15 protein-coding genes are annotated in these 13,939 nt (G+C 71.6%); 3 read left to right on the top strand and 12 right to left on the bottom strand.

The window, feature by feature from the left end; genetic code table 11:
• The 4 genes from DRV96_RS15690 to DRV96_RS15675 form a co-directional block, all read right to left on the bottom strand.
• On the bottom strand, window positions 1–1,307 hold a 1,307-nt coding region (locus DRV96_RS15690), incomplete at its 3' end, for a Cache 3/Cache 2 fusion domain-containing protein (RefSeq protein ID WP_162911106.1).
• 24 nt (window positions 1,308–1,331) lie between these two features.
• The gene (locus DRV96_RS15685; protein WP_119292860.1) at window positions 1,332–3,467 is read right to left on the bottom strand and encodes a chemotaxis protein CheA; all 2,136 of its coding nucleotides are present in this window, start codon (window positions 3,465–3,467) and stop codon (window positions 1,332–1,334) included.
• Between the two features lie 27 nt (window positions 3,468–3,494).
• A complete protein-coding gene (locus tag DRV96_RS15680; RefSeq protein ID WP_119292858.1) occupies window positions 3,495–3,857 on the bottom strand; it encodes a response regulator in 363 nt (120 codons plus the stop codon).
• Between the two features lie 63 nt (window positions 3,858–3,920).
• Window positions 3,921–4,367 (bottom strand): hypothetical protein, encoded by a 447-nt coding sequence (locus tag DRV96_RS15675; RefSeq protein WP_119292866.1) that lies wholly within the window; start codon window positions 4,365–4,367, stop codon window positions 3,921–3,923.
• 223 nt (window positions 4,368–4,590) lie between these two features.
• On the opposite strand from DRV96_RS15675, the gene DRV96_RS15670 reads away from it, so the two are divergent.
• Window positions 4,591–5,736 carry an ATP-binding response regulator gene (locus DRV96_RS15670; RefSeq protein ID WP_119292856.1) on the top strand — a complete coding sequence of 382 codons (1,146 nt, stop codon included), beginning with the start codon at window positions 4,591–4,593 and terminating at the stop codon, window positions 5,734–5,736.
• Window positions 5,733–6,368: a response regulator gene (locus DRV96_RS15665; RefSeq protein ID WP_119292854.1), complete on the top strand. Its 636-nt coding sequence runs from the start codon at window positions 5,733–5,735 to the stop codon at window positions 6,366–6,368. Before DRV96_RS15670 ends, DRV96_RS15665 begins: the two co-directional genes overlap by 4 nt.
• A 7-nt stretch (window positions 6,369–6,375) precedes the next feature.
• Here DRV96_RS15665 and DRV96_RS15660 read toward each other — a convergent pair whose 3' ends face one another.
• The gene (locus tag DRV96_RS15660) at window positions 6,376–7,278 is read right to left on the bottom strand and encodes a LysR family transcriptional regulator (RefSeq protein WP_119292852.1); all 903 of its coding nucleotides are present in this window, start codon (window positions 7,276–7,278) and stop codon (window positions 6,376–6,378) included.
• 149 nt (window positions 7,279–7,427) lie between these two features.
• Between DRV96_RS15660 and DRV96_RS15655 the strand changes: the two genes are divergently transcribed.
• Window positions 7,428–8,468, top strand: a complete 1,041-nt coding sequence (locus DRV96_RS15655; RefSeq protein ID WP_336470527.1) for a TRAP transporter substrate-binding protein — start codon at window positions 7,428–7,430, stop codon at window positions 8,466–8,468.
• A gap of 73 nt (window positions 8,469–8,541) precedes the next feature.
• Here DRV96_RS15655 and DRV96_RS15650 read toward each other — a convergent pair whose 3' ends face one another.
• The 7 genes from DRV96_RS15650 to fliM all read right to left on the bottom strand — a co-directional run bounded on the left by DRV96_RS15650 (window position 8,542) and on the right by fliM (window position 13,931).
• Window positions 8,542–10,134: a methyl-accepting chemotaxis protein gene (locus DRV96_RS15650; protein ID WP_336470526.1), complete on the bottom strand. Its 1,593-nt coding sequence runs from the start codon at window positions 10,132–10,134 to the stop codon at window positions 8,542–8,544.
• A 130-nt stretch (window positions 10,135–10,264) separates the two neighbouring features.
• Entirely contained in the window at window positions 10,265–11,038 is a 774-nt protein-coding gene (gene fliR / locus DRV96_RS15645) for a flagellar biosynthetic protein FliR (RefSeq protein ID WP_119292848.1), read from the bottom strand.
• 20 nt (window positions 11,039–11,058) lie between these two features.
• Window positions 11,059–11,328, bottom strand: coding sequence for a flagellar biosynthesis protein FliQ (fliQ, locus tag DRV96_RS15640; RefSeq protein WP_119292847.1), 270 nt, complete (start codon window positions 11,326–11,328; stop codon window positions 11,059–11,061).
• 21 nt (window positions 11,329–11,349) lie between these two features.
• Window positions 11,350–12,111, bottom strand: coding sequence for a flagellar type III secretion system pore protein FliP (fliP, locus tag DRV96_RS15635; RefSeq protein ID WP_119292845.1), 762 nt, complete (start codon window positions 12,109–12,111; stop codon window positions 11,350–11,352).
• Window positions 12,104–12,469, bottom strand: a complete 366-nt coding sequence (locus DRV96_RS15630) for a FliO/MopB family protein (protein ID WP_119292843.1) — start codon at window positions 12,467–12,469, stop codon at window positions 12,104–12,106. Before DRV96_RS15630 ends, fliP begins: the two co-directional genes overlap by 8 nt.
• 18 nt (window positions 12,470–12,487) lie before the next feature.
• On the bottom strand, window positions 12,488–12,937 hold the full coding sequence (gene fliN, locus DRV96_RS15625; protein ID WP_119292841.1) for a flagellar motor switch protein FliN: 450 nt from the start codon (window positions 12,935–12,937) through the stop codon (window positions 12,488–12,490).
• Window positions 12,927–13,931 (bottom strand): flagellar motor switch protein FliM, encoded by a 1,005-nt coding sequence (gene fliM, locus DRV96_RS15620; RefSeq protein WP_119292839.1) that lies wholly within the window; start codon window positions 13,929–13,931, stop codon window positions 12,927–12,929. Before fliM ends, fliN begins: the two co-directional genes overlap by 11 nt.
• Between the last annotated feature and the right edge of the window lie 8 nt (window positions 13,932–13,939).

The raw sequence follows: 13,939 nt of genomic DNA, 5'->3' as shown, positions 1-13,939 counted from the left end.
GCCTGCTGCAGGTTGGAGGCGGTCTGCTCGGTGCGCGCGCTCAGGTCGGCGTTGCCGCCGGCGATCTCGGTGCTCGCGGTGCGGATGCTGTCGCTCGCGTGGTGCACCGCGACCATCGAAGCGCGCAGCTGCTCACGCATCGCGTCGAGCGCGCGCGTGATCGCACCGACCTCGTCGCGGCGGTGACTCGTCAACTGGCGCGTGAGGTCACCGTCGCCGATCGCGGCGGCGTCGGCCAGCAGTGCGCGCAGCGGCTCGCCGATGCGGCGCGCGAACACCCACAGCCCGATGACCATCGCCGTGGCGCCGAACGCAATCATCAGCGCCACGACCGCGAGGCCGGCGCGTGCGCCTGCCATCATTTCCGACTCGACGACTTCCGACACCGCGGCCCAGCCGGTGTCGCCGATCGGCATCGCCACCGCGAATCGCGTCGCGCCGTCACCCGGCACGAGCACGCTGGGGGCGTCGTCGAGGCGCTCGCCGGACGCAGCCGCCTGCCGCAGCCGCTCGGCCCACGCGGCGGCGCGGTCGCCGAGCACGTCGCCGAGCGTCTTGCCGGCGGCGCTGGCGTGGAATACGAGCTTCGCGTCGGCGCCACGCGGCCGCAGGTCGACGACGTAGGTGCCGCCGCTGTCGTACAGCTTCGACGACTGCACCAGCTGCGCGATCTGGTGGTGCGCGCTCGTGACGTCCAGGCCGATGAAGTAGACACCGACGACCTTCTGCTTGTCGTCGAACGCCGGCTCGTAGACCGTCATGTACGGCTTGCCGAACAGCGTCGCGGTGCCGACGTACTTCTGGCCCGCCTTCAGCGGCTCGTACGCCGGGTGCTTGCGGTCGAGCAGCGTGCCGACTGCGCGTTCGCCGTTTTCCTTCTTCAGCGACGTCGTGATGCGGCGGAAATCGTCGCCCTGCTTGACGAAGACCGTCGCGACGCCGCCCGCGTGGTCGATCGCGAAGCGGTCGACCGGGCCGGTGTCGTCGTTGACCATCGCCCCGTAGCTCGTCAGCGTGCCCTGCTTCTCGTCGACGAGCGCGAGCGTGGTCGCGAACTGCTGGCGGAACGTCGTGTACGCCTGCAGCGCCATGTCCTTCAGCGAGGCGTCGAACGCCGTCATCGCCGCAGCGATCGCGCGCGCCTCCGACGCGGCATAGCGCGCCGACGTGTCGCGCTGCTGGCTCGCCGAGAGGATCCAGAAGGCCGCCAGCGTCAGCACCGTCATCGCGACGATGGCGGCGCTGCCGGCGAGCGTGATCGTGCGGCTGATCGGGCGCGCGACGCCGCGCTCGGCAGTGGGGGTCATCGGCGCACCTCCTGGGGTTGCGGGTCAGTGGCGCGCGCGGCGCACCAGCGAGCCGATGTCGAGGATCAGCGCGACGCGGCCGTCGCCCATGATCGTGGCGCCCGAGACGTCGGGCACCTTGCGGTAGTTGGCCTCGAGGTTCTTGACGACGACCTGCTGCTGGCCGAGCAGTTCGTCGACGAGCAGCGCGACGCGCCCGCCCTCGGCCTCGACGACGACCATGATGTCGCTGGCGTGCTCGAAGTCGAAGCGCGGCACGTCGAACACTTTCTCGAGGTCGACGACCGGCAGGTACTCGTCGCGCACCTGCACGACGCGGCCGCTGCCGCCGATCGTGCGGATCATCCCGGGGCGCACCTGGAACGACTCGACGACCGAGGCCAGCGGCAGGATGTAGCACTCGTCGCCGACGCCGACGCTCATGCCGTCCATGATGGCCAGCGTGAGCGGCAGGCGCACGCGCACGCTCATGCCGTAGCCCTCGGCCGAGTCGATCTCGACGGTGCCGCCGAGCGCCGTGATGTTCTTCTTGACGACGTCCATGCCGACGCCGCGGCCCGAGACGTCGGTGACCTGCTCGGCGGTCGAGAAGCCCGGTGCGAAGATCAGGCCCCAGACCTCCTGGTCGCTGAGCGTGTCGGGCGCGTCGAGGCCGCGCTCGCGCGCCTTCTTCAGCAGCTTGTCACGGTTCAGGCCGCGGCCGTCGTCGCGCACTTCGATGACGATGCTGCCGCCCTGGTGGCTGGCCACCAGCGTGATCGTGCCGTGCTCGGGCTTGCCCTTGGCCAGGCGCTCGGCGGGCAGCTCGATGCCGTGATCGCAGCTGTTGCGCACCAGGTGCGTCAGCGGGTCGGTGATCTTCTCGACCAGGCCCTTGTCGAGCTCGGTGGCCTCGCCGTGCGTGACGAGCTCGACCTTCTTGCCGAGCTTGGCCGCCAGGTCGCGCAGCATGCGCGGGAAGCGGTTGAACACGAGCGACATCGGGATCATGCGGATCGACATCACCGCTTCCTGCAGGTCGCGCGTGTTGCGCTCCAGGTCGGCGAGCCCGGCGGCCAGCGCCTGCAGTGCCGTGCCTTCGACGCCCTTGCTGTTCTGCGCGAGCATCGCCTGCGTGATCACGAGTTCGCCGACCAAGTTGATCAGCTGGTCGACCTTCTCGACCGACACGCGCAGCGTCGACGACTCGGTCGACGCGGCGGCGCGCGGCTCGGTGCGCGCGGCGGGCTTCGCGGGCGGCGGCGACGCGGGGGCGGGTGCCGCGGCGGGGGCGTGGCCGGCCGACGCCGCATCGCTCGCGGCCGCGGGCGCGCCGGGGGCGTCGGCGAAGAAGCCGTAGCCCGGGTCGGAGCTCGGCGCCTCGGGTTCGGGGGCGCCCGGCGCACCGGGGTGGAAGCCGTAGCCGGGGCCCAGCGGCGCGATGCGGATGTGTTCGCGCGCGACGTGGAAGCTGAACAGGTCGAGCAGTTCGTCGTCGCTGCTGGCGGTGAGCACCTTGTAGCGGCGCACGCCGTCGGCCGCCTGGCCGGCGTCGAGCGGCTCGAGCGTGCCCAGGTCGGTGATCTCGCGGAACAGCTCGGCGAGGTTGTCGGCCAGCTCGGGGCGCTCGAGCGGCCCGACGGTGATCTCGAGCGAGCGCAGCGTGCCCTTGGACCCAGCTGCGGCCGGGCCGGCTGCCGGCGTCGCCGCGGCAGCGGGTGCAGCCGCCGCGGGGGTGGGGCGTGCGGCGGGCGCGACCGTCTTGCCGTCGGCGAGCGCGCGGATGTGTGCGAGCAGTTCCTGCGTGTCGACCGCGTCGACGTCGTGGCCCTGGTGGCGCGCGAGCTGCGCCTTCAGTGCGTCGCCCGACTGCAGCAGCACGTCGACCATCTGCGCGGTGGGCGCGAGCTCGTGGCGGCGCAGCTTGTCGAGCAGCGTCTCCATCTGGTGCGTCAATTCGGCGACGTCGTGGAAGCCGAACGTCGCCGCGCCGCCCTTGACGGAGTGCGCACAGCGGAAGATCGCGTTGAGCGTCTCGTCGTCGGCGGCGTCGACGTCGAGCTCGAGCAGCATCTGCTCCATCTGCTCGAGGTTCTCGCCCGCCTCCTCGAAGAAGACCTGGTAGAACTGGCTCAGGTCGATGCCGGCCGCGGACGCGCCGGTCGTCGTGGGATCAGCCATCGGTGGGGGCTCCTGCGGGACGAGGCGTCAGCGCACGACCTTGCCGATCACCTCGATCAGCTTGGCCGGGTCGAACGGCTTGACGAGCCAGCCGGTGGCGCCGGCGGCGCGGCCGGCCTGCTTCATCTGGTCGCTGCTCTCGGTGGTCAGGATCAGGATTGGCGTCGACTTGAACTTCGGGCTCTCGCGCAGTTTCTTGACGAGGCTGATGCCGTCCATGCGCGGCATGTTCTGGTCCGTCAGCACGAGGTGGAAGTCGCCCTTGTTCGCCTTCTCCCACGCGTCGACGCCGTCGACGGCCTCGACGACGTGGAAGCCGGCGTTCTTCAGCGTGAAGGACACCATCTGGCGCATCGACGCCGAGTCGTCCACCGCGAGGATTGAGTGCATGTCGTTCTCCGGGATTCGTTCGGGATTTCGGTCGGGTGGGGGGGTTCTTGAACGGGCGCGGCGTCAGAACAGCTCGACGGAGCCGGCATCCATCTCGTCTTGCGTCACCGGGTTCGGGCGCAGCGGCGGCTCCTCGACGACGGCCTCGCCGTCGTCGTCGCCCATCGCGTCGCGCGCGAGCCGGTCGGCACAGCTGCGCAGCCGGCGCTGCGTGTGCGCGACGAGCTGCGAGGCCATGTCCTGGAACTGCAGCGCCGTGATCGCGGTGCCGAGCTGGCCGCGCAGGCGGTCGAGCACCGGCGACGACTGCAGCGCGCTGCGCAGCGTGTCGGCCTCGTCGTTGGCGCCGTGGAAGCTGGCCAGCAGCGTGTCACACGCGTGCGCGAGCAGCGTCTGCAGCCGCTCGAGGTCGTTGCAGGCGCTCATCAGGTGGTCCTGCAGCTCGGCCGCGGCGTCCAGCGGGATGCGCGGGGGGCCGGGTTCGGGCGCCAGGGGGGCGTCGATGTGCATGCGGTCTCCGTCGGTGTCGCCGTGGACGGACGGCGCGCGCGCGGCGCGCCCACGGGCGGTGGCGGGATCTTCGGCGCTCGCCACGCGGAGTTGAGGCCGAAATCGCGGCCAAGACGGCGCCAATTCGCGTCCCCGCGCCGGGCAGCGGCCGTCGGCTTGACCTGGGGCAAGGCGCCGGGGCGGCGCGGCAGGCCGTCTGCCGCGCTGGGCCATACTTTCGCCCATGCCATCGCCGGCCCCGTCGCGTCCGCTGCGCGTGCTGCACCTGGAGGATTCGGAGCTCGACCACGAGCTGGCGGCCACGCACCTGCGCCGCAGCGGGCTGGACGTCGAGATGCGGCGCATCGAGTCCGAGGCCGAGCTGCGCGCGGCGCTGCGCGAGCCGTGGGACGCGGTGCTGTCGGACTTCAACCTGCCGGGCTTCGGCGGACTGCAGGCGCTCGAGATCGTGCGCGCCGGCGCGCAGCCGCTGCCGTTCATCCTGCTGTCGGGCGAGATCGGCGAGGACGTCGCGGTGCAGGCGATGCGCCACGGCGCGAGCGACTACCTGCTCAAGCACAACCTCGCGCGGCTGGCGCCGGCACTGGAGAACGCGATCGCCGCGGCGCAGGCCGAGCGCGCGCGCCGCGCCGCCGACCGCGAGCTCGCGCTGTCGCGCCAGCGGCTGTCGGAACTCGCGCAGCACCTGCAGACCAGCATCGACAGCGAGCGCGCGGCGATCGCGCGCGAGATCCACGACGACGTCGGCGGCTCGCTGGTGGCGCTGAAGTTCGACCTCGCGTGGATCGAGCGCCGCACCACCGATCCCGAGGTGCGCCAGCGCGTGCAGTCGGCGCTCGAGACGGTGAGCCACGCGATCGAGAGCAGCAAGCGCATCATGCACAACCTGCGCCCGGCGATCCTCGAGCAGGGGCTCGTCGCGGCGCTGCAGTGGATGGCCGCGCGCTTCGAGAAGCGCACCGGCGTCGCGTGCCAGTTCCGCAGCAGCCACGACGAGCTGCCCGAGCTGCCCGCCGGCGTGCCGCTGGTGGCCTACCGCACCGCGCAGGAGGCGCTGACCAACGTCAGCAAGCACGCGCAGGCCACGCAGGTGACGATCGACCTCACGCTCGCGCGCGGCGTGCTGTCGCTCGAAGTTGCCGACAACGGCGTGGGGCTGACGCGCGAGGACCTGGCCAAGGCGCGCAGCTTCGGCATCCGCGGGCTGCACGAGCGCGCGTCGACGGTGGGCGGCACGATCGACCTTTCGAGTGACGGGCGCGGCACCACGCTGCTGCTGACGCTGCCGCTGACCGCCGGCGCGAGCGCGCCGGCGACGGCCGACGGCGACGACGAACACGATCCGACGAGTGCCTGGGGGGAGCTGTGATCAAAGTCATCCTCTGCGACGACCACGCGCTGATCCGCCGCGGCATCCGCGACACGCTGTCCGACGCCTCCGACATCGAGGTCGTCGGCGAGGCCGGCGACTACGGCGAGCTGCGCGCGCTGATGCGCACGACGCCGTGCGACGTGCTCGTGCTCGACATCAACCTGCCGGGGCGCAGCGGGCTGGACGCGCTGCACGCGCTGAAGGACGAGGGCTCGCCGGTGAAGGTGCTCGTCGTCAGCATGTACCCCGAAGACCAGTACGCGATCCGCGCGCTGCGTGCCGGCGCGTTCGGCTACGTCAACAAGGGCGGCGACCCGCAGCTGCTCGTGCAGGCGGTGCGCACCGTCGCGCAGGGGCGCAAGTACGTCACGCCCGAGATCGCGCAGATGCTCGTCGAGAGCCTGACCGCGCCGGCGCTCGAGAGCCCGCACCAGAAGCTGTCGGACCGCGAGCTGCAGACGCTGGTGATGATCGCCTCGGGCAAGCGGCTGTCCGACATCGCCGAGGAGCTGACGCTGTCGCCGAAGACGGTGTCGGTGTACCGCGCGCGCGTGCTCGAGAAGCTCGGTCTGTCGAACAACTCGGAGCTAACGGTCTACGCGATCCGCAACGGGCTGGTCGGCGACTGACGCGGCGTCACGGCCCCGCCGCGACGTGGTGCGCGGCGCGGTGCAGGTGCGAGACGAAGTGCCGCACGGCGGGCTTGAGCGCCGTGTCACCGCGCACGACGACGCCGATCGTCAGGTCCAGGTGGCCTTCGGCGATCGGCACCACGCTCAGATACGGCGCCGCGGCCGGGTGCGTGGCGATCGGCATCGGCATCAGGCCGACATAGTCGCCGCTGCCGATCACGGCCATCAGCGCCAGTGTCGAGTTGACGACCGCCCCTGCCGGCGGTGCCGGCAGGCCGTGGTGCTCGAACAGCATGCGCGCGTAGCCGGTGGCGCCGGCGTCGCTGGTGTAGACCCAGCGCGAGCGCGCGAGCTCGCGCAGCGAGCGCGAGCGCGCCAGCGCGCTGCCCTTGCGCACGACGACGGCCATCGTCACCGGCATCAGCGGCTCGGTCGTGAACTCGCCTGCCGGAAGCCCCTGCGGGATCGGGCCGATCGCGAGGTCGACCTCGCCGGTGCGCAGCTTGGTCAGCTGCGCGATGTACAGCTCCTCGGCGATGCGCAGCCGGATGTCGGGAAACTCGCGCGTGAAGGTGCGCAGCGTCTCGGGGATCAGCAGCAGCACCGCCAGCGGCACTGCGGCGATGCCGAGTTCGCCGACCATGCGCCCGCCGAGCTGCTGCACCTGCTCGACCGCGGTGTCGAGCTCGCGCGCGACGGTGCGCGCGTGCTCGTACAGCACCTTGCCCTGCGCCGACGCGACGACGCCGGTCGTCGAGCGCAGCAGCAGCGTCGCCGACAGCTCGCGTTCGAGCTCGCGCACCATCTTCGTCAGCGCCGGCTGCGACACGCCGAGCCGGCGCGCGGCGGCGCGCAGGCTGCCTTCCTCGACGGCGGCGACGAGTGCCTGCAGCGATGCGAGCTTCACGCCCCCATGATAACCAGCGGTTATCGCGGGCGCGATCGCCGGATCTGTGCGACGCGCCGCGCGCTTCCTAGACTGCGCCGCGCTCGACGGGCGCGCGTCGGCGGCTGCGATCGGGCGCTGGCGAACCGATTCGACGAAGGAGACTCTGGATGATGCGTTCTTGGAAAGCCCTGCGGGCAGGGCTGATGGCCACGGTGGCGGCAGCAGCGTTCGGCGGCGCGCAGGCGCAGGAGGTGACGCTGCGCGTGCACCACTTCCTGCCGGCGACTTCGTACGCGCACACGATGTTCATCCAGCCCTGGTGCGACAAGATCGCCAAGGACTCGAACAACCGGCTGAAGTGCCAGATCTTCCCGTCGATGCAGCTCGGCGGCACGCCGCCGCAGCTGTACGACCAGGTCAAGGACGGTGTCGTCGACGTGATCTGGTCGCTGCCGGGCTACACGGCCGGGCGCTTCCCGCTGTCGGAGGTGTTCGAGCTGCCGTTCATGATGAGGGACGCGGAGGCGACCAGCAAGGCGCTGTGGGACTACGTGCAGCAGCACGCGCCCAACGAGTTCAAGGACGTGCACCCGATCGCGTTCCACGTCCACGGCCCCGGCGTGTTCCACATGCGCGACAAGCCGATCCGCACGATGGCCGACTTCAAGGGCCTGAAGCTGCGCGCGCCGACGCGCCAGACCAACCGCTTCCTCGCCGCGCTGGGTGCCACGCCGGTGGGCATGCCGGTGCCGCAGGTCGGCGAGGCGCTGAACAAGGGCACCATCGACGGCGCCGTCGTGCCCTACGAGGTGGTGCCGGCGGTCAAGATCCACGAGATCGTGAAGTTCCACTCCGAGACCGACCCGTCGGAGCCGGCGTTCTACACGTCGACCTTCATGTTCGTGATGAACCGCGCCAAGTACGACAGCCTGCCGCCGGACCTGAAGAAGGTCGTCGACGCCAACAGCGGGCAGGCGCTGTCGGGCCAGATCGGCAAGACCTTCCTCGCCGCCGACGCCGAGGGCAAGAAGCTCACCGCGAAGAACACGACCAACGTGATCGGCAAGGACGAGCTGCAGCACTGGAAGAAGGCCGGCGAGCCCGTCGTCGAGGCCTGGATCAAGGACGTCGATGCGCGCGGCGCCAACGGCCGGCAGCTGCTCGAGGCCGCGAAGGCGCTGATCGCCAAGCACAGCGCGACGCGCTGAACGGCGCCTGAGCCGGCCGCGCGGCGGCGCGGCCGTCCGTGCATGGTGCCGGCGCGCGCCGCGCAGTGCGCCCTCAGGCCGCGTGGGCGCGCGCGTCGCGGCGCAGCGCGACGGCGTCGGCGTCGGCCAGCGTCGGCTCGTCGGCGCGCAGCCGCAGCAGCCGCATCACCTGCTCGGTGCTGCGCACCTGCGCGGCGAGCTGCTGCGCCGCGGCGGCGAGCTGCTCGACCATCGCGGCGTTCTGCTGCGTCAGCGCGTCCATCTGCGCGACGGCGGCGCCGACGTCGGCGACGCCTCGCTGCTGCTCGCCGGTGGCCGCGGCGATGCGCTCGAGCAGCGCGCTGACGCGGCGCACCTCGTCGACGGCGTCGGTCATCGACGTCGCCGCGTCGCGCGTGTGCGCGTTGCCGGCCTGCACGCGCTCGCCGGCGTCGGCGATCAGGCCGCGGATGTCGCGCGCGGCCTCGGCGGTGCGCTGCGCGAGCGCACGCACCTCGCCGGCGACGACGGCGAAGCCGCGCCCGGCCGGGCCCGCGCGCGCCGCCTCGACGGCGGCGTTGAGCGCGAGCAGGTTGGTCTGGAACGCGACGCCTTCGACGACGCCGATCATCTCGTGCATCCGGCGCGACGACGCGTCGATCGCCGCCATCGCGTCGGCCACCGCCTGCACGGTGGCGTGGCTGCGCGCGGCCAGATCGGCCATGCGCTGCGCCATGCGCGCGCCGTCGGCGGCGGCGCCGGCGCTCGCGCTCGCGCTGCCGGCGATCTGCGTCATCGACGCCGCGGTCTGCTGCAGGCGGCCGGCCTGCGTCTCGGTGCGCGCCGACAGGTCGCTGTTGCCGGCGGCGATCTCGGCGATCGCCTGGCGCAGGTGGGCGACCTCGTCGCGCACCTCGATCGCGACGGTGCGCAGGTTGGCGACCATCTGCGCGAGCGCACGCCGGATTTCGGCCGACGGGCCGCGGCCGTCGGTCGGGATCTCGACGCTCAAGTCGCCCGCGGCGAGCCGCTGCGCCTTGTGCACACAGGCCTGGACCGGTGCGAGGGCGAAGCGCGCGACGGCCCACGACGCCGCCACGGCGGCCGCCAGCGCCGCCGCCGCGCCGGCCTGCGGGTGCGCGATCGACGCGGCGCCGCTGGCGGCACACGCCGCGAAGACGGCCAGGCCGGTCGATGCGAGCGGCCCCGGCCGCAGCCGCCGCGCCAGCCGCCCGAGCGCATCGGCGCGCACCACCGTGCCGCCGTCGAGCGCGGTGCGCCGCACGCCGCGTGCGGCTTCGTCGCGCAGGCGCGCGTACAGCGCTTCGGCGGCCTGCACCTCGGCCGGCGACGCGGCGGCACGCACCGACAGGTACCCGGCGATGCGACCGTCGCGCACGATCGGCGTCGCGTTCGCGCGCACCCAGTAGTGGTCGCCGTTCTTGCGCCGGTTCTTGACGATGCCGGTCCAGGGGCGGCCGTCGGCGATCGTCGCCCACAGGTCGCGGAAGGCCTCGGCCGGCATGTCGGGGTGGCGCACGACGTTGTGCGGCTGGCCGAGTAGCTCGTCGCGTGCGAAGCCGCTGACTTCGACGAAGGCGTCGTTGGCGTAAGTGATCCGACCCTTCAGGTCGGTCACGGAGACGAGGGTCTTGCCGGCCGGAAACGGGTGTTCGCGGCCGGTCACGGGGCCGTTGTTGCGCATCGGTGCGAAGAGGTGAATCGCGGATCGCCGCGGATGACCGTTTCTTCGGTTGCCGCAACCGCCGGCTTGAGCCGAGGCGTTTGATGCAGGTCAAACGCTTTCGCCGCGGCGGTCACTGGAATCGCGCCAGCATCGCCTCCAGCGCGATCGTGAACGGCGCCTGCATCATCGGCATCGTCAGCAGCATGCCCAGCAGCCCGACGCCGACCGTGATCGGGAAGCCGATCGCGAAGATGTTCATCTGTGCGGCCACGCGCGAGATCAGCCCGAGCACGAGGTTGACGAACAGCAGCATCGCGACGATCGGCAGCGCGATCCACAGCCCGAGGCGGAACACCTCGGCACCCCACACCTGCGGCTGCGCCTGGCGCACGAAAGCCAGCGGCTCCGGCGCGATCGGCAATGCGGCGAAGCTCGCCACCACCGCGGCGATCACGATCAGGTGACCGTTGATCACGACGAACAGCCACGCCACCGCGGTGCCGAAGAAGCGGCTCGTCGCCGTGGTCTGCGACGCCGTCACCGGGTCGAAGAAGCCGGCGAAGTTCAGCCCCATCTGCAGCCCGACGATCTCGCCGGCGAACTCGACGGCGGCGAACACGATGCGCACCGCGAAGCCCAGGCTCAGCCCGACGAGGACCTGCTGCGCGACCAGCAGCGCCGCGGCCGGCGCGTCGAGCGCGACTGCGGCCACCTCGGGCGGCAGCGGCGGCAGCATCGGCTGCGCGGCCAGCGCGATGAAGAACGCCAGCGCGATGCGCACGCGCAGCGGCACCGTGCGCGTGCCCAGCACCGGCAGCGCGGTGAACATCGCCAGCACACGCAGGAACGGCCACAGCAGCGGCGTGACCCACGCCAGCAGCTGCGCGTCGGTGAAGGTCAGCATCGCCGCCCGGCGCGCTGCGCTCAGCCGACCGCGGCGGGGATCGACTGCAGCGTGCGCTGCAGGTACTCGACGAGCGTCGTCATCATCCACGGCCCGGCGACGGCGAGCACCGCGACGGCGCCGATGATCTTCGGCACGAAGCTCAGCGTGGCCTCGTTGATCTGCGTGGCAGCCTGGAACACGCTGACCACCAGCCCGATGCCCAGCACCGTCAGCAGCACCGGTGCCGAGACCATCAGCAGCAGCCACAGGCCCTGCTGGCCGGCGGTGAAGACCTGGGTGGCGTCCATCGGGAAATGTCCTTCAGGTGTTCAGGTGGCGAACGACGCCGCGAGCGAGCCGAGCAGCAGGTTCCAGCCGTCGGCGAGCACGAACAGCATCAGCTTGAACGGCAGCGCGACGAGCACGGGGCTCAACATCATCATCCCCAGGCTCATCAGCACGCTGGCGACGATCATGTCGATGATCAGGAACGGGATGAAGATCAGGAAGCCGATCTGGAACGCGCTTTTCAGCTCGCTGGTGACGAACGCCGGCACCAGCACGCGAAACGGCATTTCGGCCGCCGGCGTGCCCTCGGGCAGGCGCGCCAGGCGCGAGAACAGCTGCACGTCGCTCTGGCGCGTCTGCTTGAGCATGAACTCGCGCATCGGCGCTTCGCCGCGCGACAGCGCCTCCTCGAACGCGATCTGGCTGGCTGCGTAGGGCTGCCAGGCCTGTTCGTAGACGCGGTCCACCGTCGGGCTCATCACGAAGAAGGTCAGGAACAGGCTCAGGCCGATGACGACCTGGTTCGGCGGCGCGGCCTGCGTGCCCAGCGCCTGGCGCAGCAGCGACAGCACGATCACGATGCGCGTGAACGCCGTCATCAGCAGCAGCACCGCCGGCAGGAACGACAGCGCGGTGAAGAACAGCAGCGTCTGGATCGGCACCGAGTAGCTGGTGCCGGCTGCGCCCTGCGCGACGACCAGCGGCAGGTTGCCGCCCTGCTGCGCCGCGGCCGCCCCCGCGGCGGCGGCCAGCAGCAGGCCGGCGGCGGCGCGCGCGGCGCCGCGATGGCGGTTCTCAGGCATCGCGCTTCGCTCCGCTGGCACGCACGCCGAGGTCGCCGAGCAGCTGCCGCAGCGGTGCGGCCGCCTCGCCGGCGGCCGGGTGCGCGGTGGCGGCGGGCGCCATCTCGTGCAGCGTCGTGATCTGCTGCGCCGTCACGCCGAGCACGAGCCAGCGGCGCTCGGCGCCGTGCCCGATCTCGACGGTGACCACGCGCTGCCCGGGGCCGAGCGCGAGCGCCGCGACGGTGCGCATCGCGCCGGGCGCCGTCGCCGCGGCGCCGATCGGCGTGCGCCTGACGAGCCACAGAACGAGCGGGATCGCCGCAACGACGGCGGCGAACCACAGCAGCGCCGACAGGCCGGAGGGCAGGGTGTCCATGCGCAGGGCGGGCGCGGCTCAGGTGCGCGACAGCCGGCGCATGCGCTCGCTCGGCGTCACGATGTCGGTCAGGCGGATGCCGAACTTGTCGTTGACGACGACGACCTCGCCCTGCGCGATCAGGAAGCCGTTGACGAGCACGTCCATCGGCTCGCCGGCCAGCGCGTCGAGCTCGACGACCGAGCCCTGCGCGAGCTGCAGGATGTGCTTGATCGGGATCCGCGTGCGGCCGAGCTCGACGGTCAGCTGCACCGGGATGTCGAGGATCATGTTCAGGTCGTTGCCCGCGGCCGCGCCGTGCGCGCTCGGCGTCAGGTTCGCGAACGCGGCGGGCGCGGCCTGGCTCGCGGCGTCGGCGACCTCGGAGGCGGTCTCGGGCTTGCTCTCGGCGAGCGCGGCGGCCCACTCGGCGGCCATGCGGTCTTCTTCGCTCATCGCGTCGGGGGCGGCGTTCGGTTCAGCGGACATGCGTGTCTCCGAGCCAGCTCAGGTTGGAGCTGGAGATCAGGCGGTCGACCTTGAGCGCGTAGCGCCCGTTGCTGGTGCCGTAGTGGCACTCGAGCACCGGCACGCCGTCGACCTTGGCCTCGATAACGGGTTCGAGGTCGAGCTCGATGAAGTCGCCCGGCTTGAGCGCGAGCAGCTGCTCGACGGTGGCCGGCGCGTGCGCGAGCTCGGCGACGAGCTCGACCTCGGCGGCCTGGATCTGCGTCTTCAGCAGGTTGACCCAGCGGCGGTCGGGCTCGGCGCCGTCGCCCTGGACCGACGAGTACAGCACGTCGCGGATCGGCTCGAGCGTGCTGTACGGGATGCAGATGTGCACCATGCCGCTGCTGTCGCCGACCTCGAAGGTGAACGACGTGGCCACGACGATCTCGCTCGGCGTCGCGATGTTGGCGAACTGCGGCTGCATCTCGGAGCGCTGGTACTCGAGCTCGAGCGGGTAGATGCCCTGCCAGGCCTTGCGGTACTCGGCGATCACGACCTCGACCAGGCGCTGGATCACGCGCTGCTCGGTGGGGCTGAAGTCGCGCCCCTCGATGCGGGTGTGGAACTTGCCGACGCCGCCGAACAGCGCGTCGATGACGGCGAACACCAGGTTCGGGTCGCACACGACGAGCCCCGAGCCGCGCAGCGGCTTGACGGCGACGATGTTGAAGTTGGTCGGCACGACGATCTCGCGCAGGAAGGCGCTGTACTTCTGCACCTTGATGCCGCCGATCGAGACCTCGGGCGTCTTGCGGATGAAGTTGAACAGCCCGATGCGGATGTTGCGCGCGAAGCGCTCGTTGATGATCTCCATCGTGGGCATGCGCCCACGCACGATGCGCTCCTGGCTCGCGAGGTTGTACTCGCGGATGCCGCCGGTCTGCTCCTCCTCGGCGTCGAGCTTCTGGCTCTCGCCGGTGATGCCCTGCAGCAGGGCATCGACTTCGTCTTGCGAAAGGATCTGCTGGCTCATCGTGTCGC

Origin of the sequence: Azohydromonas sediminis, from assembly GCF_003574675.1 — a bacterium.
Classification (GTDB): domain Bacteria; phylum Pseudomonadota; class Gammaproteobacteria; order Burkholderiales; family Burkholderiaceae_C; genus Calidifontimicrobium; species Calidifontimicrobium sediminis.
Note: the sequence above shows the minus strand (reverse complement) of the source record. Positions and strands in the feature narration are given on the sequence as shown.

Coding starts and splice junctions, on each gene's coding strand:
- DRV96_RS15685 (WP_119292860.1), bottom strand. CDS start 3,467: ATGGCTGATCCCACGACGACCGGCGCGTCCGCGGCCGGCATCGACCTG.
- DRV96_RS15680 (WP_119292858.1), bottom strand. CDS start 3,857: ATGCACTCAATCCTCGCGGTGGACGACTCGGCGTCGATGCGCCAGATG.
- DRV96_RS15675 (WP_119292866.1), bottom strand. CDS start 4,367: ATGCACATCGACGCCCCCCTGGCGCCCGAACCCGGCCCCCCGCGCATC.
- DRV96_RS15670 (WP_119292856.1), top strand. CDS start 4,591: ATGCCATCGCCGGCCCCGTCGCGTCCGCTGCGCGTGCTGCACCTGGAG.
- DRV96_RS15655 (WP_336470527.1), top strand. CDS start 7,428: ATGATGCGTTCTTGGAAAGCCCTGCGGGCAGGGCTGATGGCCACGGTG.
- fliR (WP_119292848.1), bottom strand. CDS start 11,038: ATGCTGACCTTCACCGACGCGCAGCTGCTGGCGTGGGTCACGCCGCTG.
- fliQ (WP_119292847.1), bottom strand. CDS start 11,328: ATGGACGCCACCCAGGTCTTCACCGCCGGCCAGCAGGGCCTGTGGCTG.
- fliP (WP_119292845.1), bottom strand. CDS start 12,111: ATGCCTGAGAACCGCCATCGCGGCGCCGCGCGCGCCGCCGCCGGCCTG.
- DRV96_RS15630 (WP_119292843.1), bottom strand. CDS start 12,469: ATGGACACCCTGCCCTCCGGCCTGTCGGCGCTGCTGTGGTTCGCCGCC.
- fliN (WP_119292841.1), bottom strand. CDS start 12,937: ATGTCCGCTGAACCGAACGCCGCCCCCGACGCGATGAGCGAAGAAGAC.
- fliM (WP_119292839.1), bottom strand. CDS start 13,931: ATGAGCCAGCAGATCCTTTCGCAAGACGAAGTCGATGCCCTGCTGCAG.